At 72.4% G+C, this 23,495-nt stretch carries 23 protein-coding genes; 14 read left to right on the top strand and 9 right to left on the bottom strand.

The window, feature by feature from the left end; genetic code table 11:
- Positions 1 to 26 precede the first annotated feature (26 nt).
- On the top strand, positions 27 to 2,192 hold the full coding sequence (locus tag ACIO1C_RS25770) for an OmpL47-type beta-barrel domain-containing protein (RefSeq protein ID WP_401867450.1): 2,166 nt from the start codon (positions 27 to 29) through the stop codon (positions 2,190 to 2,192).
- A 93-nt stretch (positions 2,193 to 2,285) separates the two neighbouring features.
- Here ACIO1C_RS25770 and ligD read toward each other — a convergent pair whose 3' ends face one another.
- Positions 2,286 to 3,314 (bottom strand): non-homologous end-joining DNA ligase, encoded by a 1,029-nt coding sequence (ligD, locus tag ACIO1C_RS25765; RefSeq protein WP_401867279.1) that lies wholly within the window; start codon positions 3,312 to 3,314, stop codon positions 2,286 to 2,288.
- Between the two features lie 74 nt (positions 3,315 to 3,388).
- Here ligD and ACIO1C_RS25760 point away from each other — a divergent pair, with 74 nt between their 5' ends.
- The 5 genes from ACIO1C_RS25760 to ACIO1C_RS25740 all read left to right on the top strand — a co-directional run bounded on the left by ACIO1C_RS25760 (position 3,389) and on the right by ACIO1C_RS25740 (position 8,113).
- A complete protein-coding gene (locus ACIO1C_RS25760) occupies positions 3,389 to 4,456 on the top strand; it encodes an ATP-dependent DNA ligase (protein WP_401867277.1) in 1,068 nt (355 codons plus the stop codon).
- 219 nt (positions 4,457 to 4,675) lie between these two features.
- The gene (locus ACIO1C_RS25755; protein WP_401867275.1) at positions 4,676 to 5,737 is read left to right on the top strand and encodes an NAD-dependent epimerase/dehydratase family protein; all 1,062 of its coding nucleotides are present in this window, start codon (positions 4,676 to 4,678) and stop codon (positions 5,735 to 5,737) included.
- A gap of 161 nt (positions 5,738 to 5,898) precedes the next feature.
- Complete coding sequence (locus ACIO1C_RS25750; protein ID WP_401867447.1) at positions 5,899 to 6,660, top strand: glycosyltransferase family 2 protein; 762 nt, start codon at positions 5,899 to 5,901, stop codon at positions 6,658 to 6,660.
- Positions 6,661 to 6,674: 14 nt separating this feature from the next.
- The gene (locus tag ACIO1C_RS25745; protein WP_401867444.1) at positions 6,675 to 7,346 is read left to right on the top strand and encodes a DUF2064 domain-containing protein; all 672 of its coding nucleotides are present in this window, start codon (positions 6,675 to 6,677) and stop codon (positions 7,344 to 7,346) included.
- A 2-nt stretch (positions 7,347 to 7,348) separates the two neighbouring features.
- On the top strand, positions 7,349 to 8,113 hold the full coding sequence (locus tag ACIO1C_RS25740) for a class I SAM-dependent methyltransferase (protein ID WP_401867272.1): 765 nt from the start codon (positions 7,349 to 7,351) through the stop codon (positions 8,111 to 8,113).
- A gap of 293 nt (positions 8,114 to 8,406) precedes the next feature.
- Here the strand turns inward: ACIO1C_RS25740 and ACIO1C_RS25735 are convergent, their stop codons facing one another.
- Positions 8,407 to 9,219: a LysR family transcriptional regulator gene (locus ACIO1C_RS25735; RefSeq protein WP_401867270.1), complete on the bottom strand. Its 813-nt coding sequence runs from the start codon at positions 9,217 to 9,219 to the stop codon at positions 8,407 to 8,409.
- A 122-nt stretch (positions 9,220 to 9,341) separates the two neighbouring features.
- On the opposite strand from ACIO1C_RS25735, the gene ACIO1C_RS25730 reads away from it, so the two are divergent.
- The gene (locus ACIO1C_RS25730; protein WP_401867268.1) at positions 9,342 to 9,824 is read left to right on the top strand and encodes a nuclear transport factor 2 family protein; all 483 of its coding nucleotides are present in this window, start codon (positions 9,342 to 9,344) and stop codon (positions 9,822 to 9,824) included.
- Here ACIO1C_RS25730 and ACIO1C_RS25725 read toward each other — a convergent pair.
- Positions 9,731 to 10,936, bottom strand: coding sequence for an SDR family NAD(P)-dependent oxidoreductase (locus tag ACIO1C_RS25725; RefSeq protein WP_401867265.1), 1,206 nt, complete (start codon positions 10,934 to 10,936; stop codon positions 9,731 to 9,733). The genes ACIO1C_RS25730 and ACIO1C_RS25725 overlap by 94 nt on opposite strands.
- On the opposite strand from ACIO1C_RS25725, the gene ACIO1C_RS25720 reads away from it, so the two are divergent.
- Positions 10,832 to 11,191 carry a cupin domain-containing protein gene (locus ACIO1C_RS25720; RefSeq protein WP_401867263.1) on the top strand — a complete coding sequence of 120 codons (360 nt, stop codon included), beginning with the start codon at positions 10,832 to 10,834 and terminating at the stop codon, positions 11,189 to 11,191. The genes ACIO1C_RS25725 and ACIO1C_RS25720 overlap by 105 nt on opposite strands.
- A 33-nt stretch (positions 11,192 to 11,224) precedes the next feature.
- Here the strand turns inward: ACIO1C_RS25720 and ACIO1C_RS25715 are convergent, their stop codons facing one another.
- The 4 genes from ACIO1C_RS25715 to ACIO1C_RS25700 form a co-directional block, all read right to left on the bottom strand.
- Positions 11,225 to 12,265, bottom strand: a complete 1,041-nt coding sequence (locus tag ACIO1C_RS25715; RefSeq protein WP_401867261.1) for a GlxA family transcriptional regulator — start codon at positions 12,263 to 12,265, stop codon at positions 11,225 to 11,227.
- A gap of 231 nt (positions 12,266 to 12,496) precedes the next feature.
- Complete coding sequence (locus tag ACIO1C_RS25710) at positions 12,497 to 13,543, bottom strand: ketopantoate reductase family protein (protein ID WP_401867259.1); 1,047 nt, start codon at positions 13,541 to 13,543, stop codon at positions 12,497 to 12,499.
- A 301-nt stretch (positions 13,544 to 13,844) separates the two neighbouring features.
- Positions 13,845 to 14,300, bottom strand: a complete 456-nt coding sequence (locus tag ACIO1C_RS25705) for a YchJ family protein (RefSeq protein ID WP_401867257.1) — start codon at positions 14,298 to 14,300, stop codon at positions 13,845 to 13,847.
- A 92-nt stretch (positions 14,301 to 14,392) separates the two neighbouring features.
- Complete coding sequence (locus ACIO1C_RS25700) at positions 14,393 to 15,355, bottom strand: helix-turn-helix domain-containing protein (RefSeq protein ID WP_401867255.1); 963 nt, start codon at positions 15,353 to 15,355, stop codon at positions 14,393 to 14,395.
- A gap of 51 nt (positions 15,356 to 15,406) precedes the next feature.
- Between ACIO1C_RS25700 and ACIO1C_RS25695 the strand changes: the two genes are divergently transcribed.
- From ACIO1C_RS25695 to araD, 4 genes are all read left to right on the top strand, one after another.
- Positions 15,407 to 15,814 carry a cupin domain-containing protein gene (locus tag ACIO1C_RS25695; protein WP_401867253.1) on the top strand — a complete coding sequence of 136 codons (408 nt, stop codon included), beginning with the start codon at positions 15,407 to 15,409 and terminating at the stop codon, positions 15,812 to 15,814.
- Positions 15,815 to 15,922: 108 nt separating this feature from the next.
- Positions 15,923 to 16,594, top strand: coding sequence for a GntR family transcriptional regulator (locus ACIO1C_RS25690; RefSeq protein ID WP_401867250.1), 672 nt, complete (start codon positions 15,923 to 15,925; stop codon positions 16,592 to 16,594).
- Positions 16,591 to 17,583: a dihydrodipicolinate synthase family protein gene (locus tag ACIO1C_RS25685; protein ID WP_401867248.1), complete on the top strand. Its 993-nt coding sequence runs from the start codon at positions 16,591 to 16,593 to the stop codon at positions 17,581 to 17,583. Before ACIO1C_RS25690 ends, ACIO1C_RS25685 begins: the two co-directional genes overlap by 4 nt.
- Complete coding sequence (araD, locus tag ACIO1C_RS25680; RefSeq protein ID WP_401867245.1) at positions 17,571 to 19,298, top strand: L-arabinonate dehydratase; 1,728 nt, start codon at positions 17,571 to 17,573, stop codon at positions 19,296 to 19,298. Before ACIO1C_RS25685 ends, araD begins: the two co-directional genes overlap by 13 nt.
- Positions 19,299 to 19,325: 27 nt before the next feature.
- On the opposite strand, the gene ACIO1C_RS25675 is transcribed toward araD, so the two are convergent.
- Together ACIO1C_RS25675 and ACIO1C_RS25670 are read right to left on the bottom strand one after the other, a co-directional pair.
- On the bottom strand, positions 19,326 to 20,213 hold the full coding sequence (locus tag ACIO1C_RS25675; protein ID WP_401867242.1) for an SMP-30/gluconolactonase/LRE family protein: 888 nt from the start codon (positions 20,211 to 20,213) through the stop codon (positions 19,326 to 19,328).
- A complete protein-coding gene (locus ACIO1C_RS25670) occupies positions 20,210 to 21,013 on the bottom strand; it encodes an IclR family transcriptional regulator (protein ID WP_401867240.1) in 804 nt (267 codons plus the stop codon). Before ACIO1C_RS25670 ends, ACIO1C_RS25675 begins: the two co-directional genes overlap by 4 nt.
- Positions 21,014 to 21,201: 188 nt before the next feature.
- Between ACIO1C_RS25670 and ACIO1C_RS25665 the strand changes: the two genes are divergently transcribed.
- Both ACIO1C_RS25665 and ACIO1C_RS25660 read left to right on the top strand, forming a co-directional pair.
- Complete coding sequence (locus ACIO1C_RS25665; RefSeq protein WP_401867238.1) at positions 21,202 to 22,365, top strand: mandelate racemase/muconate lactonizing enzyme family protein; 1,164 nt, start codon at positions 21,202 to 21,204, stop codon at positions 22,363 to 22,365.
- Positions 22,362 to 23,420, top strand: coding sequence for a zinc-binding dehydrogenase (locus ACIO1C_RS25660; protein ID WP_401867236.1), 1,059 nt, complete (start codon positions 22,362 to 22,364; stop codon positions 23,418 to 23,420). The genes ACIO1C_RS25665 and ACIO1C_RS25660 overlap by 4 nt, the downstream gene beginning before the upstream one ends.
- Positions 23,421 to 23,495: the final 75 nt, after the last annotated feature.

The raw sequence follows: 23,495 nt of genomic DNA, 5'->3' as shown, positions 1-23,495 counted from the left end.
GGACGGCCCTCCTGGGCGCGTTGCTGATGGTGCTGGGGCTGACGTCGACGGCCGCCTACGGGCGGACCGGCGACCGTACGGCCGACAGTACGGCGGCGGCCCAGGTGCTCAACTGGACGACGAGCGGCCGTACCGACCGGTACCTCACCTTCCCGACCACCGCGGTGGCGGGCGCGACGACCATCGTCTTCGAGAACAGCGTGGCCACCGGCAATGACATCGGGATGCCGCACACGCTGACCTTCGACGTGTCGGACCCCGAGTACAACAACGACGTACCGCTCAACATCCTGGCCAATCCCAGTGACGACAACGGCGGCAAGTACACCGTCGAGGTCAACCTGACCCCGGGCCGTTACCGCTTCTTCTGCACCATTCCGGGCCACGGCCAGATGCAGGGCATCCTGACCGTGACCGAGGCGGGCGGCGGTGAGGACACCACCGCCCCCACCACCTCGGCCGCCGTGACGGGCCAGCAGAACACGGACGGCGCGTACGTCGGCTCCGCCACGGTCGCCGTGTCGGCCACCGACGAGGGCTCCGGGGTGGCGTCGACGGAGTTCGCGCTCGGCGCGGACGGCGCGTGGCAGCCGTACACCGCACCCGTGGTGGTCAACACCGTCGGCTCGCACACCGTGCGGTACCGAGCGACCGACCAGGCCGGCAACGCGGCGGCCGAGAAGTCCGTCTCCTTCGCCGTGGTGGCGCCACCGAGCGGTGACTCCACCGCGCCGGAGACCTCGGCGACGGTGAGCGGCGACAAGGACCCGGCGGGCAACTACCTGACGATGGCCACGGTCACCGTCACCGCCTCGGACACCGGCTCGGGGGTCAACACCATCGAGTACGCGCTCGGGGCGGGCGCGGCGTGGCAGCCGTACACCGCGCCGGTGATGGTCCACCAGGTCGGCTCGCACACCGTCCGCTACCGGGCGACCGACAAGGCGGGGAACGTGACGGCCGAGAAGTCCGTCGCCTTCACCGTCGTGGCGCCGCCCGCGCAGGACACGACCGCGCCGGTGACCACGGCCGCCGTCAGCGGCACCCTGAACTCCAGCGGTGCCTACGTCACCAGCGCCAAGGTCACCCTCTCGGCGACCGACGCCGGCGGGTCCGGGGTGGACAGGACCGAGTACTCGCTGGACGGCGGTCCCTACCTCGCGTACACCACCCCCGTCATCGTCGACGCGCTCGGCTACCACACGCTGGCGCACCGGGCGACGGACAAGGCCGGCAACACGTCCGCGGCCAAACAGGTGTCCTTCACCATCGCGCAGGGCGGTGGCGTCCCGGCGCCCAACTGCCCTGAGTTCGACGAGCGGTTGACGGTCATCGTGGGCGCGGTCGACACCGGTGTGCCGAACCGGCTCACCCGTAGCCGGTGCACGATCAACGAGCTGATCGAGGACGAGAAGGACTGGTCCTCGGCGGCGCTGTTCCTCAAGCACGTGGACGGCGTCCTCGACAAGCTGCTGGCCGACAACGTCATCGACCAGCGCGAGTTCAACAAGATCACCAAGGCGGCCAAGCAGTCGAAGATCGGCAAGCCCGGCCAGACCGAGGGCTACCGCGACCTCTTCGACGGCACCGCGGCGTCCCTGGCGCAGTGGGAGCAGGTCGGTGGCGGCAAGTTCGCGCTGTCCGGCGAGGGTGCCATCACCAGCAGTACGACGGTGAACGGCATGGGCATGTTGTGGTTCCCGGAGCGCAAGTACGGCGACTTCTCGCTCAAGCTCCAGTTCCGCGACGACGCCCCGGGCACGGGCAACGCCAACGGCGGTGTGTTCGTGCGCTTCCCGAACGTCCACAACCACCCCGAGGAGTCCCGGCCCGAGTGGGTCGCCATCAACTACGGGCACGAGATGCAGATCCTCGACAACCCCGTCGGCGACATGTACAAGACCGGCTCGGTGTACGGCTTCGACCGGGTGGGCCTGGGCGGCGCGGGGGTCACCCCGAAGGGCAGCTGGAACGACTACGAGATCCGCGCGGAGGGTCAGCACTTCACGATCCTGCGCAACGGTGTGGTGATCAACGAGTTCGACAACGTCGGCGGACAGGCCTTCACGCCGCCGCGCGCCGGTGACCCGGGGACGGACGGACGGCGGTACGCCACCGGTTACGTCGGCCTCCAGGTGCACAGCACGACGGACGTGATCTCGTACCGCAACATCCGTATCAAGGAGCTGTAGACACACCGCACTTCGCACACGGCTTCACACCGAGGCCCTCACCGCACCCGGCGGTGGGGGCCTTCGCCGTACCGCCGCGCGCCGGCGTCCCGGTCAGCCGTCCTCGTCCTCCGGCCGCGCCCGGCTCGGCTGGACCCGCTTCGGCTCCCCCGGCATCTTCGGGTAGTCCGGCGGGTACGGGAGGTCGCCGAGGCCCTGGTCCCGCTCGTGCCGGTCCGCCAGTTCCAGCAGCCCTTCCAGGCTGTACGCGTGCTCCTCCATGTCCGCGTGCACATCCCCCAGTTCGGCGTAGCGCACCGGCATGGTCGCGATGTCGAAGTCCTGCGGGGCCACGTCGTCCAGCTCCTCCCAGCGCAGCGGCGCGGAGACCGGGGCGTGCGGACGGGGCCGTACGGAGTAGGCGCAGGCGATCGTGCGGTCCCGCGCGGTCTGGTTGTAGTCGACGAAGATCTTCTCGCCGCGCTCCTCCTTCCACCACGCGGTGGTCACCCGCCCCGGGTTCCTGCGCTCCAGGTGGCGGCCGATCGTGATGGCGGCCCGCCGCACCTCGGTGAACGTCCAGCGCGGCTCGATCGGTACGAACACGTGGAGGCCGCGCCCGCCGGACGTCTTGGGCCAGCCGCGCATCCCCAGCTCGTCGAGGAAGCCGTGCAGCTCGTGCGCGGTCCTGACGGCGTCCTTGAAGTCCGTGCCGGGCTGGGGGTCGAGGTCGATCCGCAGCTCGTCCGGGTGATCGGTGCGCCCGCGCCGTACCGGCCACGGGTGGAAGGTGAGGGCGCCGAGGTTCGCCGCCCAGATGACGGCAGCCACCTCGGTCGGGCAGATCTCGTCGGCCGAACGGCCGCTGGGGAACTCGATCCGGGCGGTGGGGATCCAGTCGGGCAGGTTCTTCGGGGCCCGCTTCTGGTAGAAGAACTCACCCTCGACGCCCTCCGGGTACCGCTCCAGCGTTGTCGGCCGGTCCCGCAGGGCCCGGAGGATCCCGGGGCCCACGGCCAGGTAGTAGCGCGCGACGTCGAGCTTCGTGAAGCCGCGCTCCGGAAAATAGATCTTGGCCGGGCTGGACAGCCGTACCGCTCTGCCGCCCGCCTCCAGCTCCACCGCCGCACCCGCTGCACCCATGAGCGCCACCGTAGGCCGGGCGGCCCGGGAGCGCATATCGGGCGGAGCGGACCGTTCCCGGACACAATCGGGGCATGGATCTGCCGGTGATGCCTCCCGTGAAACCGATGCTCGCCAAGTCCGTGGCCGCGATCCCGCCCGGGATGCAGTACGAGGCCAAGTGGGACGGCTTCCGGGCGATCATCCATCGCGACGGCGACGAGGTGGTGATCGGCAGCAGGACCGGCAAGCCGCTGACCCGCTACTTCCCCGAACTGGTGACGGCGGTACGGGACCGGCTGCCGGAGCGGTGCGTGTTCGACGGGGAGATCGTGATCGTCCACGACGGGCGGCTGGACTTCGACAAGCTCACGGAGCGCATCCACCCCGCGAAGTCGCGCGTGGACATGCTGGCCGAGCGCACGCCGGCGAGTTTTGTCGCCTTCGACCTGCTGGCCCTCGGGGACGGCACGCTGATCGACATCGAGCAGGCGCAGCGGAGGGAGGCGCTGGAGGCGGCCCTGATCGGCGTAGAGCCGCCGGTGTATCTCGCGCCCGCCACCACGGACATCGAGCGGGCGCGGGAGTGGTTCGAGCAGTACGAGGGCGCCGGGCTCGACGGGGTGATCGCCAAGCCGCTGGACCTGCCGTACCGGCCGGACTTCCGGGCGATGTACAAGATCAAGCACGAGCGGACGGCGGACGCGGTGGTCGCCGGGTACCGCCTGCACAAGAGCGGTCCCGTGGTGGGCTCGCTGCTGCTCGGCCTGCACGACGCACGGGGCGTGCTCCAGCACGTGGGGGTGTGCGCGGCGTTCTCGATGCGGCGCAGGGCGGAGCTGGTCGAGGAGCTGGCGCCGCTGCGGATGGAGACGGCGGAGGGCCATCCGTGGGGCGCGTGGGCCGAGGAGGCGGCGCACGAGGGGGCGCGGCTGCCGGGCGGTCCGAGCCGCTGGTCCGGCACGAAGGACCTGTCGTGGATCGCGCTGCGGCCCGAGCTGGTGTGCGAGGTGGCGTACGACCACATGGAGGGCGACCGCTTCCGGCACACGGCGCAGTTCCGGAGGTGGCGTCCGGACAGGACGCCGGAGAGCTGCACGTACGCGCAACTGGAGGAGCCGGTGGGGTACGACCTGGCGTCGGTGCTGAGCGGGCTGGCGTAGCGCGCCCGGCGCGGGGCGTCGCGGGAAAACGCGCGGGTGTTCGTGAGCGGGCGTGCGGGTGTTCGTGAGCGGGCGTGCGGGTGTTCGTGAGCGGGCGTGCGCGGCCCGCGGGGCGCCGGTCCGGCACGCCCCCGATGCCGCGGACCGCGATCTTACGGACCGGTGACGCACCGGCGTGCGTCGGCGCGGCGGGGCCGTCCGGCGCATAGCGTCACCGGCATGCGTGTACTTGTCACCGGAGGAGCCGGCTTCATCGGCTCACACATCGTCACGGCCCTCACGGCGCTCGGCCACGAGGCCGTCGTCCTGGACGCCCTGCTGTCGTCGGCGCATCCCGTGCCGCCCGCGCGTCCGCCGGAGGTGGAGTGGATCCACGCCGACGTACGGGACCGGGCGGCCCTCGACCGTGCGCTGCGCGGGGTGGAGGCGGTCTGCCACCAGGCGGCGATGGTCGGCCTCGGCAAGGACTTCGCGGACGCCCCGGACTACGTGAGCTGCAACGACCTGGGGACCGCCACCCTGCTGGCCGCCATGGCGGATGCGGGGGTACGGGATCTGACGCTCGCCGGGTCGATGGTCGTGTACGGGGAAGGCCGCTACGACTGCCCCGCGCACGGCCGCGTCGCGCCGGGACCCCGCGCGGAGGAGGATCTGGTGGCGGGCCGCTTCGAGCCCGGATGCCCGCTGTGCGGGGCGGAGTTGACGCCGGGTCTGATCGACGAGGACGCGCGCACCGACCCGCGCAACGTGTACGCGGTGACCAAGCTGGCCCAGGAGCACCTCGCGGCGTCGTGGGCCAGGGCCACGGGCGGCCGGGCGCTCTCGTTGCGCTACCACAACGTGTACGGGCCGGGGATGCCCCGCGACACCCCGTACGCGGGGGTCGCGTCGTTCTTCCGCTCCTCGCTGGCCAGGGGCGAGGCGCCGCAGGTGTTCGAGGACGGCGGGCAGCGGCGGGACTTCGTGCATGTACGGGACGTGGCGACGGCGAACGCGCTGGCGCTGGCGTTCGTACGGACGAGGGAGCCCGGCACGCTGGGCGCGTACAACACCGGCAGCGGCGAGCCGCACACCGTCGGCGAGATGGCCGGGGCGCTGGCGGCGGCGCACGGGGGGCCCGATCCGGTGGTCACCGGGGAGTACCGGCTGGGCGACGTACGGCACATCACCGCCTCGTCGCGGCGGCTGCGGGCGGAGCTGGGGTGGCGGCCCGAGGTCGGGTTCGCGGCGGGCATGGCGGAGTTCGCGCGGTCGGGGCAGCGGGCGGCGGCGGTGCCGTGAGCGGGGGCTTCCCCCGCTCAGACGGGGCCCGCCCCGGAGTCCGTTCCGTAGCGCTTCGTCCCGTTTTTGGGCCGAACGGGCGGAGCGGCTCGCGCCCTCGGCGCTGTCCCTGTTTCGTAAGGCCTCGCATCCCTGTTCTCGGTTTCAGAATTCATACGGTGATGGACGTGACGTACTCGATCCCCACGACGGTTGACGTCGTACTTCCCTGTCTCGACGAGGCCCGGGCGCTGCCCTGGGTGCTGGACCGGCTGCCCGCGGGCTGGCGGGCGATCGTCGTCGACAACGGCTCGGCCGACGGCTCGGCGGAGATCGCCGCCGGGCTCGGCGCGACCGTCGTGCACGAACCGCGGCGCGGCTTCGGTGCCGCGTGCCACGCCGGACTGCTCGCCGCCGAGGCGGAGTTCGTCTGCTTCTGCGACTGCGACGCGTCGCTCGATCCGGGGCTGCTGCCCGCGTTTGTGGCGGAGGTGGCGGCCGGCCGGGCGGATCTGGTGCTGGGCCGCCGCAGGCCACAGACACGCGGGGCGTGGCCGGCGCACGCCAGGGCGGGGAATTTCGCGCTGTCCCGGATGCTGCGCCGCAGGACGGGCCTGCGCCTGCACGACCTGGGCCCGATGCGGGCGGCCCGCCGGGAGGCGCTGCTGGACCTGTCGCTGACGGACCGGCGCAGCGGCTATCCGCTCCAGATGGTCGTCCGCGCGGCGGACGCGGGCTGGCGGGTGACGGAGCGGGACGTGCCGTATCTGCCGCGTACGGGCAGGTCGAAGGTGACGGGCACGTGGCGCGGGACGTGGCAGGCGGTCCACGACATGCGCGCGGTGCTGGCGCAGGAGCCGGTGGCGGGGGCCGGGGCCGGTGGGAGCGGGGCTGCGGCTGGTCTCTCCGGGGACGTTCGTGACGAGCGGGCGGGTGTGCGGTGACCACGATCCTGGTGATGGCCAAGGCCCCCGTGCCCGGGCGGGTCAAGACGCGGCTCACTCCGCCCTTCCGGGCCGAGGAGGCCGCCGCGCTGGCCGAGGCCGCGTTGTGCGACACGCTGGCCGCCGTCCTGGCCGCGCCCGTTCGGCACCGGGTGCTTGTCCTCGACGGGGCGCCGGGCGCGTGGCTGCCGGACGGGGTCGAGGTCGTCGCGCAGGTGGCGGGCGGGCTGGACGAGCGGCTCGCCGCCGCGTTCGCGGGCTGTGGCGGCCCCGCCGTGCTCATCGGCATGGACACCCCCCAGGTCACCCCCGAGCTGCTGGAACCGGCGCTCGCGCCGGACGCCTGGCTGGGGTGCGACGCGTGGTTCGGACCGGCGGTCGACGGGGGGTTCTGGGCGCTCGGGCTCGCCGTACCGGATCCCTCGCTGCTGCTGGGCGTACCGATGTCCGTGCCCGAGACGGGGGCGGTGCAGCGGGCGCGGCTGACCGGGGCGGGGCTCGCGGTACGGGACCTGCCGGTCCTGCGGGACGTCGACACCGCGCAGGACGCGGAGCTGGTGGCGGCCGAGGCGCCGGCCAGCCGGTTCGCGGCGGTGCTGGGGCGGTTCACGGGGGCGCGCGGCCAGGCTGCGACCGAGACCGGTGCCGGGTCGGCCGCCCGGGCATCCCGGGCCGGGGTGCGTTGACCATGGGCCTTGCCAAGATCCGTACGACGTCCGCCGCGGTGCCCCGGTCGGCCGTTCCGCCGCGCCGGCGCCGTACTCCCGACACGCCCTGGCACGCCGACCCGTACACGGACGCCCTGCGCGCCGGACGCGGTCCGCTCTTCCTGCGCCGGTCCGACGGGTGGCTGCTGCCGCTGGAGGTGGAGCGGTGGTGCGGCGGTCCGGACAGCGCCGATCTGACGGTGCTGGAGCGGTGCCGGGGCACCGTCCTCGACATCGGCTGCGGCCCCGGCCGGCTGGTCGCGGCGCTCGCCGCGCGGGGCCGTACCGCGCTCGGCATCGACATCAGCCCGGCGGCGGTGGCACACACCGTGCGCGGGGGCGGCAGCGCGCTGCTCAGGTCGGTGTTCGATCCGCTGCCGCGCGAGGGGGATTGGGACACGGCGCTGCTGATCGACGGCAACATCGGCATCGACGGCGACCCGTCGGCGTTGCTGCGGCGGCTCGCCGGGATCGTCGGACCGGGCGGCTCGCTGATCGTCGAGACCGCGGCCACCGGGGTCGACCCGGATCTCGACGAGCGGGTGCGGGTGCGGGTGGACAACGGCAACGGCGCGCCCGGAGAGGCGTTCTACTGGTCCCGCGTCGGGGCGCGGGCCCTGGTGCGCCGGGCCCGTACCACCGGCTGGGTCCCGGCCGAGCAGTGGACGGCGGAGGGGCGGCGGTTTGTGACGCTGCGTCAGGAGGCGGATCCGGTAACGGTCCGTCCTGCCTGTCGACCGGCGTGAGGCATACGGACGACCGCTGTCCGCCCCTCCAGATCCACCGTGGTCCGGTGGGGCTCCTTCAACTCGCTCTGCTCGCCGGGCGAGACGCCGTGTGCGTCCAGGCGGGCATCTCGCCCTCCGGCGATGCGGAGTGGGGTGGCTCCGGTACGTGGCCATGCGGCACGGCATGAGACCTGAACCCGCCTGACCCGCGGTGCGGGGTGGCATTCAGCAGGCCGAAGACCGCGTGGGCGGCGCCGCGCGCCTGGGCCTCGGGGACCTCGGGGCGTACCCGCCCCGCCGGCCCCACGGCCTCAGCGGCTCGGGGAAGCCGTCACCTCTCGCGCCGCCCGCAGGAAGGCGCCGATCGGTTCGGTGAGCCCGCCGTCGCGCCAGGCCAGCAGCAGGAGTGTGTCCGGGAGATCGGCCACGGGTACGGGAACGACGGCGCGGCCGGACCGGTCGGCGGCGCTCTCCCCCACCACCACGATCAGCTGTCCGACGGAGACCAGGTCGACCAGTTCGTCCACCGCCGCGACAGGCGGCTCGGGACGGTAGGTGTCCTCGGCCCGCAGGTCCGCCAGCGTCACGGCGGCACGTTTCGCGAGGCGGTGTCCCGCCGGCAGCAGGGCGACGGTCCGCTCGGTGGCCAGCTCCGTACGGTCCAGACCGCTGAGGTCGTCGCCGGCGCACAGGATCCCGACGTCGGCGTCTCCGGCGCGCAGCGCGGCGGCCTGGTCGCGGGTGAACACCATCTTCACCGGACCGCCGCCGGGCAGGCCGGAGTGGGCCGCGACCAGATCCCGTAGCAGGCCGGAGCCCGTGCCGGGGTTGGTGGCGATCAGCAGAGGTCCCGAGCGGCAGGCGTGCCGCGCGCGTGCCACCGCCCGGTCCATGGCGTCGAGGATCCCGTACGCCTCCACGAGGAAGACCTCCCCGGCCGGGGTGAGCGTCACCCGCCGGCTCGTCCGCTCGAACAACGGCACCCCCATCCGGCGCTCCAGTTGGCTGATCGCCCGGGACAGCGGGGGCTGGGAGATGCCCAGGGTCGCCGCCGCACGGCCGAAGTGCAGCTCGCGCGCCACGGCGACGAAATAGCCCAGTTCCCGCGTCTCCAGCCGATCCATACCTTCAGGGTACCGGTTCATGCCTGAATGATCATGGCTCTCCGGGCCCGGAGGTGGTGATATCGACAGCGGAGGCGGTGTGAGCCGCCCGTCTCCGCCGAGCCTTTCAGGAGAGAGACACCATGAGCGACGAACGCCAGGTACAGCAGGTCCTCGCCCGTTATGTGCGTGCCGCCGACCATCGCGACGGGGCGGCCATGTCCGCGCTGTTCGAGACCGCTGCCACCGCGGAGATCTTCTACAACCGCGCCGGCACCCCGGAGAAGATCACCGAGCTGGTCGGGGCCGAGGCGATCGGTGGTGCGATCGCTGGGCTGATGACACCGCACCCGCCGCGCGGCTGGAGCCACCACACGACTCACGACCACCTCATCGAGGTGGACCGGGACAGTGCCACCATCGACGCGCAGTTCGTGGTGTACAACACCGTCGGCGACGAGCGGCCCGAAGGTGGCTGGCCGCCGGGCGCGGTCGGCGCACAGGGCACGATCACACCGATCGAGAGCGGGTACTACCGCCCCACACTGCGCCGCACGGACGGGGTGTGGAAGATCTCCCACCACCGCGTCATCCTCGACCAGCCCATGGCGTTCCCGGGAGCGTAGGCCTGGGGAAGGCCGGCCGGTACGACAACACTGCGGGCGTGGGACGGGATGTCGGTGTCTTCGGGGCCGATCACTTCTGCTTGGTCGCAGTCCTCGAAGTACTGCCCCGTCACGTGGGCGAGCAGGGGCGAGGTCGCGACCACGACGGTCGTCGCCGCGCCCTGGCCGAGGGTTTTGAATGCCTGGTGGCTGGTGGTTCTGGTGTGGTCGAGAACTTCGTCGGGCATGTGCCGGGACAGGTTTGTCCCCATGTCCGCCCCGGGGTGCACCGTGTTCGCGATGATCCCGTCCTCGGCCCACCGCCTGGCCGCCTCGACGGCGAACAGCACATTCGCGGTCTTGGACTGCCCATAGGCGACGAGGGGGTCGTACGCGCGGGTCGCGAAGTTCACATCGTCGAAGTCGACGGGGGCCCGCAGATGTCCACGGGAACTCAGCGACACGATGCGCGCGCCTCCCGCGGCCGCCAGTGCGTCGTGCAGACCGGTGGCCAGAGCGAAGTGTCCGAGGTGGTTGGTGGCGAACTGCATCTCCCACCCCGTGGGGCTGAGCCGTCGTTCAGGCAGCGCCATGACGCCCGCGTTGTTGACGAGCAGGTGCAGCGGGCCGGTCCACGCATCGGTGAAGGTGGCCACGGATGCGGGATCCGCGAGGTCGAGCGGCGCGGACGCCGTCGAGCCGGATCCCGGTGATGGCCTCGTCAGCGGTCGACCCCCGGCCGAAGGGTGTGCGTGACACGGGCCTGTCCTCCATTCGACTCGCGGCGTCCTCTCGCCCTGGACCCCCCTCCAGAAGGCTAATCGCTGGAGGACGCCGCCCGCCAGGCGGGCGTATGGCCGACGGCTCGCGGGCTGATCTGGGGCATGTCCGAATGTGCGTGTTCCATGGCCGTTCAGCCATGGCCGGGTACCGGCGTTGCTTCGAGACTGGAGGGGAGGAAAAACGCGTGAGCGCCTCTTCTCAGACCGAGTTCCACGCCAGAAGCAATGTACGGAAGAAGGATCACCATGTCCGAAGCCCCCGTGGCCACCCCTGCCTACGTCCGTTCCACGACGGACACCACCGTCTGGGAACCGTTCGTCGTAGGCGGCAAGGCCACCGGTGAAGTGCACTGGCTGCGCACGACCGCGGCGGACAGCGAGCGGACCCTGCTCACCGGGTTGTGGCGGTCGGAGCCGCGGACGTTCGCCTACCCCTTCGCCGCCGATGAGACCGTCATCGTCCTGGACGGTGAGCTTCTGATCGAGTACCCCGACGGCGAGACGCTGACCATGGTTCCGGGCGACATCGCGTCGTTCACCAAGGACACGGTGACAACGTGGACGGTCGTCAAGTCGTTCAAGAAGCTCTTCGTCATCAACGGCTGACATCAGGGCGGGACAGAGGAGCCGGCCCCGCTGTCAGAGGGGTGCGGAGAAGCGGTGGCGGTAGTCGCTCGGGGTGATGCCGAGGTGCCGGGTGAAGCTGCGGCGCAGTGTGTCGTCGCTGCCGAAGCCCGCCGCCCGCGCGGTGGCCGTGATGGACTCGCCGGACAGGAGAAGCGTCTTGGCGAGTTCCAGCCGGGCGGCCTCGACGAAGGTGGCCGGTGTCATGCCGAGTTCGGCGTGCAGTGTACGGGTGAGGTGGCGCGTGCTCAGACCGGCGAGCCGGGCCATGGTGCCGGTGGTATGGGCGAGCTGGGGTGCGGCCAGGACGTCGTCGACGACGCGTCGCACGGCATCGCTGGTGGCGGCGGGGACCCGGGACAGGGTGGTGAACTGCGACTGTCCGCCGGGGCGTTGGAGGAATACGACCAGTTCGCGGGCGACGTCGCGCGCCAGGGCCGCGCCGTGGTCCTCCCGTACGAGCGCGAGAGCGAGGTCGATGCCGGCGGTGACTCCGGCCGAGGTGATGACAGGGCCGTCCTGGACGTAGATGGCGTCCGGATCGACCTTTACGGCGGGGTAGCTGCGCTGGAGGAGTTCGGCGTACTGCCAGTGAGTAGTGGCGGCCCGCCCGGTGAGGATTCCCTCGTGGGCCAGCAGGAAGGCGGCGGTGCACACGCCCGCCGTGCGGGCGGCGCCGCGGTGGAGGGTCCGGACGGCTGCCAGCAGATCGGCGCCGGCGGGCGGCAGCGCGCAGGCGCCGGGGACGATGAGCGTGTCGTACTCCGCGGCCTCGTCCACGGTCAGGTCGGCGAGCATGCGCGCGCCCGACGACGTGGTGACAGGTCCGCCGTCCAGGGAGAGCAGGCGGATCTCGTAACGGGCGCCGCGGGTGTTGGCGGTGGTGAACACGTCGAGCGGGCCGGCGACGTCCAGGAGGGTCATCTCGTCGTACAGCAGGATCCCGACCGCGTGCGGAGCCGTACGGGGAGACGACGCGGCGCCGGTGCCCCGGCCCGGGGCGCCACGCTTCCTGGACCGCTGCGCCGGGTCCGGGGCGGCGAGGCGCGTACTCATGTGCGGCACAGCACCTCTCCCCCATCGGCAAGCTCCGGCACGGCGTCGGCGGCCCAGGCCGACCTGGCGCCCGACCCCTTTCTACAACGTTCCACCCGACCTCTCCCCGCCGGCCAGTCCCACAGGGACACGGAACCCGCACATTCGGACCTGGGGAATCGTCCTTCCGGCGGCGGCGCGATCCGAAGGACCGCCTGGAATGTGCCCAGAACCCGCCGCGCGGGCAGGTCGTCAGACGGTTTCCCGCCGGCGGAAGGCCGTCAATTCGGCGATCAGTTGTTTCAGCGCCACCGTGGGCCTCCCCTGCCGCTCGCCGGCTGTGACGTGGTCCCGCAACAGTTCGAGATCCTGCTGTGCGACTTTGCCGCCGTGGTGGAAGGCGTTGAACGCGTTCCAGTCCAGCGGCAGGGATTTCTCCTCGTAGTCCGACAGCATCCGCGTCAGACTCTCGCCGCTCAACCGCGCGGCAGCCGTCCGGCCCGCGGCGCCGTACTCGTCGACGGAGGCGACCTCCCGGGCCGCCTCGACGGCGAGTGCCCAGGTGTCCTTGTGATCGGTGAACTGTGCGGCCGGGGGCCAGCCCATCAGCTCGGACGCTGCGAAGATCGGGAACACCAGGGCTACTTGGGGCGGGAACTGGTTGTGGTCGATGACGTCGCAGTACGAAACACCGCAGCCGTCGTAGAGCGCCTTGAAGCGTTCGGCGACGGCGGGGAATCTGTCCTCGACCGCGAAGCCGCCCCCGCCGCAGTGACGGAAGGCCACGTCGGCCCGCGCCAGGACGTCAGGATGGGTGGGCGGGCGGACCGGAAGGTCCGTGAAGGCGACCTGGTGGGCCAGGACGCCGAGCGTTCCACTGATGACGCGCTCCTCGTCGAGGCCGAGCGCGGCACGACAGTACTGGCGCAGACCGAGGCCGATGCCCCCGATGACGACGACGGCGGCAGTGCCGCGTACGGCGTTCCCGAGGCTGTTCAGCAGGGCCGTACCCTCGGCCGATCGCGTGGAAGCGCCGTCGAGGGTCACGACGACGTAGTCGTAGGTCCGGTCGCCGGCGTCCGTGACATCGGAGAGGACCCGGTAGCCGGAGAGGTACTTCAAGTCCGTGTCGTCGTAGGAGTACAGCACCTGGGGCCGAGACAGCTTCTCCACGCGCTCGGGGCGCACCAGGAACGTCACCTCGGCGCCGGCCAGTCGCAGGTGATACCCGGACACGATGCCCATCGCTCCGGCTCCGACGATCAAGACGCGGAAGGTCGGCGGTGTGTCATGGGACATGGTGCTCCCTGCGGTCGAAGGCATGGCTGACCGCGGGCCAAGTCGGACGCGGTCACCGCGCACTCGCCGTCGCCACGCCGGACTACGCCCCCGCGGCCACGCCCGTACAGGTCCGGCCTCACATCCTCGCAACGGCGTGGAGCGCGCTCGGGCACACCATGGAAATGCGCGACGTGCCGGCAACGGCGGCGACCACGCGGAGCTGAGCGCGCGGCGACGACGATCGTGCGAGGTCCGGCCGGAGGCGCCTCGCAGGCACGATCCGCCCGGACAGCCATTGGTCCCGGTACGTGCCGTCCCTCTAGTCCAGGTACGTGCCGTCCACGTAGACCCAGGCGCCGTCGTGGCGGGTGAAGCGGCTGCGTTCGTGGAGGGCGCCCGGATGGCCCTGCTGGGTGTACGAGGCGCGGAAGGTGACCGTGCCCGTGGTGTGGAACGGGGTGCCGTCCGTGGTCTCCAGGATGTCCAGTCCGGTCCAGCGGGTGGTGGGGTCCAGTTCGAGGCCGTTGGGGCGGGTGGCCGGATCCCACGTCCTGAGCAGGTACGACGCGTCCAGCACGACAAACGCGCTGTAGCGGGAACGCATCAGCGCCTCGGCCGTGGGCGCGGTGGCGGGGCCGACGTGGTAGCGCCCGCAGCACTCTCCGTACGACGCGGGCCTACCGCAGGGACAGGGTGAGGCGGTCGAGGGCGAGACCGGGGAGGAGGCGGGCGTGGTGCGCGCGGGGCGCGCCTGGCGGTGGGGGCGTCGGGCCATGTCCCCATTCTGCCTCGCGGACGTGGAGGCCCGGGACGCGCGCCGACCGCCCGGCGCTGGAACGGGCGGGAGCGACGCCGTCAGTGCCCGTGTCACGTGGGGGCGAAGCGGTCGCGGTAGGCCGTCGGGGGCAGTCCCGTGCGGCGTTTGAGCTGGGACCTCAGGTTTGTCGCCGTGCCCAGGCCGCTCAGGCGGGCCACCCTGTCCAGGCGTACCTCTCCCTCCTCCATCAGGCGGCAGGCCAGCGCCACCCGCTGGGTGGTGAGCCACGCCAGTGGAGTGGTGCCCAGTTGGGTGCGGAAGCGGCGGTGCAGGGTGGCCTGGCTGATCGTGGCGTGGGCTGCCAGGTCCGCCGTGGTGAGCGGGGCCGCCAGACGGGCCGCCGCCCAGGTCAGCAGGGGGGAGAGGGAGGTGTCGGGGACCTCGGGGAGTGGCTGTTCCACGAACTGCTGCTGGCCCCCGTCGCGGTGCAGCGCGAAGACCAGCCGGCGGCTCACCGCGACAGCCGTCCGCGCCCCGTGGTCGTTCCTGATCAGCTGGAGGCACGCGTCGAGCGCGGCCGCGCTGCCCGCCGCCGTGACGATGTCCCCCTCGTCCACGAAGAGGACGTCCGGGTCGAGCCGTACGGCGGGGAACCGCGCCGCGAACAGGTCCGCCCACCGCCAGTGCGTCGTCGCCCGCCGCCCGTCCAGCACCCCCGCCGCCGCCAGGACGAAGGAACCCGTGCAGAAGCTCGCCAGCCGGGCGCCGCGCGCCGCCGCCCGGCGTACCGCGTCCAGGACCGCCGGCGAGGGGTCGTTCCCGGGGTCCGGGCGGTTCGGGACGATCACGGTGTCCGCCCGGTCGACCGCCTCAAGGCCGGACACCCCGGAGAGCTGGAAGAACCCGGCGTGCATCGTGACCGACGGGCTCTCCGCGCACAGCTCGAAGTCGTACCAGGACGTGTCGAGCTCGGGTCGGGCCAGGCCGAACAGCTCCGTCGCCACGCCCATCTCGAAGGGGTTCGAGCCCTCAGCGACGATCATGACCACCCGGTGCGAGAAATCTTGCGCCATGTGCGATTCCTAGCACTTTCGCTCATCCGTCGCCAGAACGACCATGGACACATGACCACCGAACCCCGCGAATCCGCCGAACCGCTCGCGCTGAGCACCGCCCTCGACTCCTTCGACGCCCTCTGGAGCCCGCGCATCGTCACGCGCGTCAACGACTACGACGTGCGCGTCGCGAAGGTCGCGGGCGAGCACGTCTGGCACGTACACGAGAACACCGACGAGTTCTTCCAGGTCCTCGACGGGGAGCTGCTCATCGCCCTGCGCGAGGACGGCGCCGAGCGGACCGTCACCCTCGCCCGCGGATCGGTGTTCGTCGTCCCGCGCGGCACCTGGCACAAGCCGTCCTCGGCGCGGGGCGCGTCGATCCTCCTATTTGAGCCGAGCGGCACGCTGTCGGTGGGCGACCGGCACGAGGAGGTGCCGGACCAGGTGGACGTGACCGTGGGGCACGCCCTCTGACGATCCGTGTGCCATTGACGCCGCCGCGTCCTGGGCCTAGCCTCCCTCTCCGTCGTACTTCATACGTCATATATGAGTCACGATCTGTGAGATGAGCGAGGAGCGCCCATGGTCTTCACGCCGGTCCCGATCCCCTCCCGTACGCAGTTTGTGCTGGAGGCCGTCAGACACCACATCCTGACCGGCGGGCTGCCACCGGGGCAGCCGCTGGTCGAGGCGGACCTGGCCGCGCGGTTCGGCGTCTCCAAGACCCCGGTGCGCGAGGCGCTGAAGACGCTCGCGGGCAGCGGCCTGGTCGTGATGAGCCAGTACAAGGGCGTCACTGTCCGTACGGTCGACGCGGCGATGGCGCGTGAGGTGTACGACGTACGGCTGCTGCTGGAGCCGGAGGCGCTGCGGCGCTCGGTGGTCGCGGCGGACCCGTTCGACGCGGCGGCGGACGCGCTGGTACGGGCCGGGGCCGCCGACGACGCGGCCGAACGGTCCCTCGCCAACCGGGACTTCCACCGTGCGCTGCATGTCGCGTGCGGCAATCCGCTGCTGGTGCGGATGCTGGACGAGGTCAGCGACCAGGCCGCGCTGGTGGCCACGGTCGCCTGGTCCGCCGACGCCACCTGGGAGCGCGAGGCGGCCGAGCACCGCGACATCCTGCGGCTGGCGCGCGCGGGCGACGCGGACGGCGCGGCGCGGGCGCTCCACGGCCACATCGACCGCTTCGTCCGGGGAGCGTTCCCGGCGGGGGCGGAGGAAGTGCCCTCGGCGTCGGAGGGGAAAGCATGACTGACCTCTCCCGGGTGCGGGCCGCTCTCGCCGGCGTCGTGGCCATCCCCGTGACCCCCTTCGCCGCCGACGGAACCATCGACACCGCCGCGTACCGCGCGCTGCTGCGCCGCTTGCTGGACGCGGGTGTACGGACCGTCACCCCCAACGGGAACACCGGCGAGTTCTACGCCCTCTCCCCCGAAGAACGCCTCCTCGTCACGGAGTTGACCGTGGCGGAGGTGGGCGGCCGCGCCGAGGTGGTCGTCGGGGTGGGCCACGACCTGGTCACGGCGGTCGCCGCCGCCCGGCACGCCAGGGACACCGGGGCGTCGATGATCATGGTGCATCAGCCCGTGCACCCGTACGTGTCGCAGGAGGGGTGGGTCGCGTACCAGCGGACCGTCGCCGACGCGGTCCCCGGCCTCGGGGTTGTCCCGTACCTCCGCGACCCACTGATCACGGCCGGGGCGCTGGCCCGGCTCGGGGCGCTGTGCCCCAACGTCGTGGGGGTGAAGTACGCGGTCCCCGACGCGACCCGCTTCGCGGCCTTCGCCCAGGACGCCGGACGGGACGCGACCGGCGGGACCGGCGAGACCGGCGGGGACGTCCGGACCGGCGGGGTCGGCGAAGTCGGCGGGACCGCCGGGACCGGCCCCGACCGCTTCGTATGGATCGCCGGCCTCGCCGAGCTGTACGCGCCCGCCTACTGGGCCGGCGGCGCCACCGGCTTCACCTCCGGACTGGTCAATGTGGCGCCGGAACTCTCCCTCGCCCTGCTCTCCGCCCTGCGCGCCGGGGACGTCCCGGCCGCGCGGGCGGTCTGGGAGCGGATCCGCCCGTTCGAGGAGCTGCGCGCCGCCCGGCACTCCGCCGACAACGTGTCCGTCGTCAAGGAGGCCCTCGCCGTGCTCGGCCTCTGCCGCCGTGACGTACGCCCGCCGAGCAGTCCCCTGCCCGCCGGGACCCGGGCCGAGGTCGCGGCGCTCGTCAGGGCGTGGGGCGTGTGAAGGCCCCGCACGAACTGCGCAGCCACCAGTGGTACGGCACCGCCGGGCTGCGGTCGTTCAGCCACCGCGCCCGCACCCGCCAGCTCGGCTACCTCCCCGAGGAGCACCTCGGCAAGCCCGTCGTCGCGATCCTCAACACCTGGAGCGACATCAACCCCTGCCACGTCCATCTGCGCGAGCGCGCGCAGGCGGTGAAGCGGGGGGTGTGGCAGGCCGGCGGCTTCCCGCTGGAGTTCCCCGTCTCCACCCTGTCGGAGACGTTCCAGAAGCCGACGCCCATGCTCTATCGCAACCTTCTCGCCCTGGAGACCGAGGAGTTGCTGCGCTCGTACCCCGTGGACGGCGCGGTCCTGATGGGCGGCTGCGACAAGACCACCCCCGCCCTGCTGATGGGCGCGGCGAGTGTGGATCTGCCGACCGTGTTCGTGCCCGCCGGGCCGATGCTGCCGGGTCACTGGCGCGACCAGGTGCTGGGCTCCGGGACGGACATGTGGAAGTACTGGGACGACCGGCGGGCCGGTCTGATCGGGGACCGTGAACTGGCCGAGCTGGAGAGCGGGTTGGCGCGCTCCCCCGGCCACTGCATGACGATGGGCACCGCCTCCACCCTGACGGCGGCGGCCGAGGCGCTGGGCGTGACCGTGCCCGGCGCGTCGTCCGTACCGGCCGTGGACTCCGGTCACGAGCGGATGGCCGCCGCGTCGGGGCGGCTGATCGTGGACCTCGTCGGGCGGGACCTCACGCTGTCGCGGGTGCTGACGCGGGAGGCGTACGAGGACGCCGTCACCACCGTGCTGGCGCTGGGCGGTTCGACCAACGCCGTCATCCATCTGATCGCCATGGCCGGGCGCAGCGGGGTACGGCTCACGCTGGACGACTTCGACCGGATCGCCCGTACGGTCCCCGTGCTGGCCGATCTGCGGCCCGGCGGGCGGTACTTGATGGAGGACTTCCACTTCGCGGGCGGACTCCCCGCGTTCCTGGGGCGGTTGACGGATCTGCTGCACCTGGACCGGCCGACGGTGGGACACCCCACCCTGCGCGCGCAGTTGGCGGGGGCGGTGGTCCACAACCCGGAGGTGATCCGGCCGCGTGACCGTCCCCTCGCGGACGAGGGCGGAGTGGCGGTGCTGCGCGGCAACCTCTGCCCCGACGGGGCCGTGATCAAGCACATCGCCGCCGATCCCGCGCTGCTGCGCCACACCGGTCCCGCGATCGTCTTCGACGACTACCGCACGATGCAGCGCACCATCGACGATCCGGCGCTCGGCATCACGGCCGGGCATGTGCTGGTGTTGCGCGGCGCGGGCCCGAAGGGCGGCCCCGGGATGCCCGAGTACGGCATGCTGCCGATCCCGGACCATCTGCTCAAGCAGGGGGTGCGGGACATGGTGCGGATCTCCGACGCCCGGATGAGCGGCACGAGTTACGGCGCGTGTGTGCTGCATGTCGCGCCGGAGTCGTACGTCGGCGGCCCGCTCGCGCTCGTCCGTACCGGCGACCTGATCACACTCGACGTGGCGGCCCGCTCGCTGCGGCTGGAGGTGTCCGACGAGGAGCTGGCACGGCGGCGCGCGGAGTGGGTCGCGCCGCCGCCGCGATACGGCCGGGGGTACGGCGCGCTCTACAACGAGCACATCACCCAGGCCGACACGGGCTGCGACTTCGACTTCCTGTCCCGGGAGGGGGAGGTGCCGGATCCGTACGCGGGCTGAGGGCCGGCGTGGGCGCGCCGCGCGGTCTCAGCCCGCGAACGGGGTGGCCGGCAACCCCTGCCCCGCGTCGGGGAGGACCAGCAGGGATCCCGACAGGGGGTGCGGGCGTGCGAGGCCCACGCGGGCCGAGGTGAGGTAGAGGTCGCGCAGGCCGGGACCGCCGAAGGCGCACGACGTCGGGCGGCGTACGGGGAGTTCGAGGACACGGTCGAGTGCGCCGCGCGGGGTGTAGCGGCGGATCTGCCCGCCGTCCCAGAGCGCGACCCAGACGCAGCCGTCCGCGTCGACGGTCAGCCCGTCGGGGAAGCCGGCCCCGTCCTCGATCACGGCCAGCGTGCGGCGGCCGGTGACGCGGGGGTGGTCCGCGTCGCCCTCGACGCGGTAGGTGTCGATCCGGCGGGTGAGGCTGTCGATGTAGAACATCGTCCTGCCGTCCGGGCTCCACCCCGTGCCGTTGCCGACCCCGACCGTGAGCTGTCCGGTCGCCGTGCCGTCCGGCGCCACCCGGGTCAGCCTGCCGCCGCCCGGCGCCTCGTCGTAGCGCATGCTCCCCGCCCAGAGCGAGCCGTCGGGGGCGACCGCCGCGTCGTTGCCCCTGCGGCCCGGCACGGGGTCGTGGACCAGCCAGGAGAACGTGCCGTCCGGACCGTACAGCCCCACGCCGTCCCTGAGGTTGACCACCAGTCCCCCGCCGGCGCGCGGTGCCGCGGCCCCGACGTGCTGCCCGGTGGCCATGACCGTACGGCTGCCGTCGGCCGGGGTGTGGGTGTGGACGCGGGAGCCGAGGATGTCGACCCAGATCAGGCGGCCGGTCGCCGGGTCCCAGGTGGGGCCCTCGCCCAGCACCGCACGCTCCCGTACGGCGACGTCGACCCGCGCGCGCCGGTGCACGGGGCCCGTCGCGCGCGCCGTCACCGCCGGCCCCGGTGGCCGAGGCGTACGGAGAGCGCGTCCGCCCCCTCGACCGCCAGCCGGGCCAGTTCCTCCTCGCGTCGGTCGCTCCAGCGGATCATCGGCACGGAGATGGACAGGGCCGCGACCACCCGGCCCGCGCTGTCCCGTACCGGCGCCGCCACACAGCTCACGTCCGGGTTGGACTCGCGGTGCTCGACGGCCACCCCGCGCTCCCTGGTCCTCGCCAGCTCCGCCCGCAGCACCTCGGGGTCCGTGATGCTGTCCGGGGTCATCGCCGTCAGCGTCAACGTCGTGGCCGCCGACATCGCCGTCGAGGCGTCGTCCGAGAAGCGCCGCTCCAACTCGTCCTCGGTGAGGGACGCGAGGAGCATCTTGCCGACCGACGTGCAGTGGGCGGGCAGCCGGCGGCCGGCCGCGGAGACCATCCGGACGGCGTGCGTGGAGTCCACCTTCGCGATGTAGATGACGTCGGTGTCTTCGAGGACGGCCACGTGCACGGTCTCGTCGCACGTCTCCGCGACCTCGCGCGCGACCTGCTGCCCCTCGGCCGCGAGGTCGAGCTGCTCGGCGTACCGGCTGCCCAGTTGGTACGTACGGACCCCGAGGCGGTAGCGGCCGGGCTGGCCGGGGAGAGGGTCCAGGTAGGAGCGGGCGGCCAGGGTGGTGAGCAGCTCATGCACGGTCGTGCGCGGGAGTTGGAGCCTGCGGATCACGTCCGGCGCGGAGAGCGGGCCCTCGCTCTCCAGGAACAGTTCGAGCACGTCCAGGGCCCGCGTGACCGCGGGGACCAAGCGTCCCATGACCGACCACCCACCCCTTCTCATCGGTACTTCGACCACCGGCTGTTCGGTATCCCGGCCATGGACCGGAATGACGAACACAGGTTAACCGCCGCGCGACCCATTGACACCCTCGTGCGCCCTGAATACGGTCACGCCACGATTTCGAACGAGTGACGAAATATCGAACAGACCGAGGGGTAACCGCTGTGCGCATCACGGGAATCAGCACCCATGTCGTCGGCACTCCCTGGCGCAACCTCACCTACGTCCTCGTCCACACCGACGAGGGCCTGACGGGGGTCGGTGAGACCCGGATGCTCGGCAGGACGGACGCGCTGATCGGCTATCTGCGCGAGGCCGAGGCCAACCATGTCGCCGGCTCCGACCCGTTCGCCGTGGAGGATCTCGTACGGCGCATGAAGTACGGCGACTTCGGGCGGGCCGGCGAGATCGTGATGTCGGGCATCGCGGTGGTGGAGATGGCCTGTTGGGACATCAAGGGCAAGGCGCTCGGCGTGCCGGTGTGGCAGCTGCTCGGTGGCAAGGTCACCGACCGGGTGAAGGCGTACGCGAACGGCTGGTACACCACCGAGCGCACCCCGGACGCCTACCACAAGGCGGCGCGGGCGGTTGTCGACCGCGGCTACCGGGCCCTGAAGATCGACCCGTTCGGCACCGGGCACTTCGAGCTGGACCGGCCCGCGACCCGTGACGCGGTGGCGCTGATCGAGGCGGTCAGGGACGCGATCGGGCCCGACACCGAGCTGATGCTGGAGATGCACGGGCGGTTCAGCCCGGCCACCGCCGTACGGCTCGCGCGTGAACTCGCCCCGTACGACCCGGCCTGGCTGGAGGAGCCCGTACCGCCGGAGAACTTCGAGGCGCTGCGCACGGTCGCGGAGAAGGTGGACATGCCCATCGCGACCGGCGAACGGGTCCACGACCGCATCGAGTTCCGTGAGTTGTTCGCGTCGCGGGCCGCCGACATCATCCAGCCGGACGTGGGGCACATCGGCGGCATCCTGGAGGCCAGGAAGCTGGCCGCCACCGCCGAGACACACTACGTACTGGTCGCCCCGCACAACGTCGGCGGCTCGGTGCTCACCGCCGCGAGCCTCCAACTGGCCGCCTGCACACCGAACTTCAAGATCCTCGAACACTTCAACGACTTCGCCGACGCGGAGATCAAGAAGGTGGTGAAGGGGGCGCCCCAGGTCGATCCCGTGGACGGGTGCTTCCCGGTGTCCCACGCGCCGGGGCTCGGCGTGGAGTTCGACGTGGACGCGGCGGCCGAATTCCCCCAGCAGCAGGCGCGGTTCGACCTGTGGGCCGAGGGGTGGGAGAAGCGCGCCCCCAAGGCTCCGCGATGACCCCGCCCGCGACGACCGCGCCCACGGGGACACCTCCCGCGACGGGCAGCCGCGCGATCGTCGTCGACCGGCCCCGCGTCCACCGTCTGGTGAGCGGGGCCGCACCGGAGCCGGGGCCGGGCGAGGTGCGGGTGCGGGTCGCCGCCGCCGGTGTCTGCCTGAGCGACCGCGAGGTGTACGACGGCCGGCGCGACGCGGCGTACGTCCGCTACCCCCTCACCCCGGGCCACGAGTGGTCGGGGACCGTCGAGGCGGTGGGCGAGGGCGTCGGGACGGAGCTGGTCGGCCGCCGGACCGTGGCGGAGGGCTTCCGGGCCTGCGGGGTGTGCGTACGGTGCCGGTCCGGCGAGACGTCGTTGTGCTCGGCCGGGTACGACGAGACGGGCTTCACCCGTCCGGGCGGCTTCGCGGACCATGTGGTCGTCCCCGTACGGCTGTTGCATCCGCTCCCCGACGACGCCGACCTGCGGGCCGCCGCGCTGTTGGAGCCGGCCGCGGTGGTCGCCGCCGCTGTCCGGGCCGGCGCGCCGGAGCCGGGCATGCGCGTCGCGGTGGTGGGAGCCGGGACACTGGGCCTGCTCGCCGTCCAGTTGCTCGCCGCCCACTCCCCCGGCGAGCTGACGGTCATCGACCCCCGCACCGAACGGGCCTCCCTGGCCACGGACTTCGGCGCGACCTGGGTGCGCCACCCGGAGGAGGCGGACAAACTCTTCGGTCACTTCGACGTCGTCCTGGAGACCGCCGGGGCGCCCACCACCGCGGCTTCGTCGTGCCTGCTCGCCCGGCGCGGCGGCCGGGTGGTGCTGACCGGCATGTTCGCGGCCGGCGCCGCCGGGATCGACCCCGTGCACCTCTCGCTGAGCCAGCTGACGGTCCGCAGTGTGTTCGGCGCGCCGTCGAGCGCCTGGACCTTCGCGGTCCGGGCCTTCACCACCGGGCTGCTGGATCCGGGCCCGCTGATCAGCCACGAATACCCGCTGGAGCGGTACGCCGAGGCGATCGCCTGCGTCGGTGGCGGTGATCCCGCCACCGGAAAGGTGCTGCTGCGCCCCTGACGGCCGGTCCGCCACCCGGCGGAAAGCCGGTCCGCCACCGGCCGGCCCGGCCCCCGCTCCTCATGTCGAACTACG

Source organism: Streptomyces sp. NPDC087420, assembly GCF_044744165.1.
Lineage (GTDB): Bacteria > Actinomycetota > Actinomycetes > Streptomycetales > Streptomycetaceae > Streptomyces.
Note: the sequence above shows the minus strand (reverse complement) of the source record. Positions and strands in the feature narration are given on the sequence as shown.

Excerpts from the sequence above, each read along its gene's own strand:
- ACIO1C_RS25770 (WP_401867450.1), top strand. The coding sequence starts at position 27 with ATGGTGCTGGGGCTGACGTCGACGGCCGCCTACGGGCGGACCGGCGAC.
- ligD (WP_401867279.1), bottom strand. The coding sequence starts at position 3,314 with ATGGGTGCAGCGGGTGCGGCGGTGGAGCTGGAGGCGGGCGGCAGAGCG.
- ACIO1C_RS25760 (WP_401867277.1), top strand. The coding sequence starts at position 3,389 with ATGGATCTGCCGGTGATGCCTCCCGTGAAACCGATGCTCGCCAAGTCC.
- ACIO1C_RS25755 (WP_401867275.1), top strand. The coding sequence starts at position 4,676 with ATGCGTGTACTTGTCACCGGAGGAGCCGGCTTCATCGGCTCACACATC.
- ACIO1C_RS25750 (WP_401867447.1), top strand. The coding sequence starts at position 5,899 with ATGGACGTGACGTACTCGATCCCCACGACGGTTGACGTCGTACTTCCC.
- ACIO1C_RS25745 (WP_401867444.1), top strand. The coding sequence starts at position 6,675 with ATGGCCAAGGCCCCCGTGCCCGGGCGGGTCAAGACGCGGCTCACTCCG.
- ACIO1C_RS25740 (WP_401867272.1), top strand. The coding sequence starts at position 7,349 with ATGGGCCTTGCCAAGATCCGTACGACGTCCGCCGCGGTGCCCCGGTCG.
- ACIO1C_RS25735 (WP_401867270.1), bottom strand. The coding sequence starts at position 9,219 with ATGGATCGGCTGGAGACGCGGGAACTGGGCTATTTCGTCGCCGTGGCG.
- ACIO1C_RS25730 (WP_401867268.1), top strand. The coding sequence starts at position 9,342 with ATGAGCGACGAACGCCAGGTACAGCAGGTCCTCGCCCGTTATGTGCGT.
- ACIO1C_RS25720 (WP_401867263.1), top strand. The coding sequence starts at position 10,832 with ATGTCCGAAGCCCCCGTGGCCACCCCTGCCTACGTCCGTTCCACGACG.
- ACIO1C_RS25715 (WP_401867261.1), bottom strand. The coding sequence starts at position 12,265 with ATGAGTACGCGCCTCGCCGCCCCGGACCCGGCGCAGCGGTCCAGGAAG.
- ACIO1C_RS25710 (WP_401867259.1), bottom strand. The coding sequence starts at position 13,543 with ATGTCCCATGACACACCGCCGACCTTCCGCGTCTTGATCGTCGGAGCC.
- ACIO1C_RS25705 (WP_401867257.1), bottom strand. The coding sequence starts at position 14,300 with ATGGCCCGACGCCCCCACCGCCAGGCGCGCCCCGCGCGCACCACGCCC.
- ACIO1C_RS25700 (WP_401867255.1), bottom strand. The coding sequence starts at position 15,355 with ATGGCGCAAGATTTCTCGCACCGGGTGGTCATGATCGTCGCTGAGGGC.
- ACIO1C_RS25695 (WP_401867253.1), top strand. The coding sequence starts at position 15,407 with ATGACCACCGAACCCCGCGAATCCGCCGAACCGCTCGCGCTGAGCACC.
- ACIO1C_RS25690 (WP_401867250.1), top strand. The coding sequence starts at position 15,923 with ATGGTCTTCACGCCGGTCCCGATCCCCTCCCGTACGCAGTTTGTGCTG.
- ACIO1C_RS25685 (WP_401867248.1), top strand. The coding sequence starts at position 16,591 with ATGACTGACCTCTCCCGGGTGCGGGCCGCTCTCGCCGGCGTCGTGGCC.
- ACIO1C_RS25670 (WP_401867240.1), bottom strand. The coding sequence starts at position 21,013 with ATGGGACGCTTGGTCCCCGCGGTCACGCGGGCCCTGGACGTGCTCGAA.
- ACIO1C_RS25660 (WP_401867236.1), top strand. The coding sequence starts at position 22,362 with ATGACCCCGCCCGCGACGACCGCGCCCACGGGGACACCTCCCGCGACG.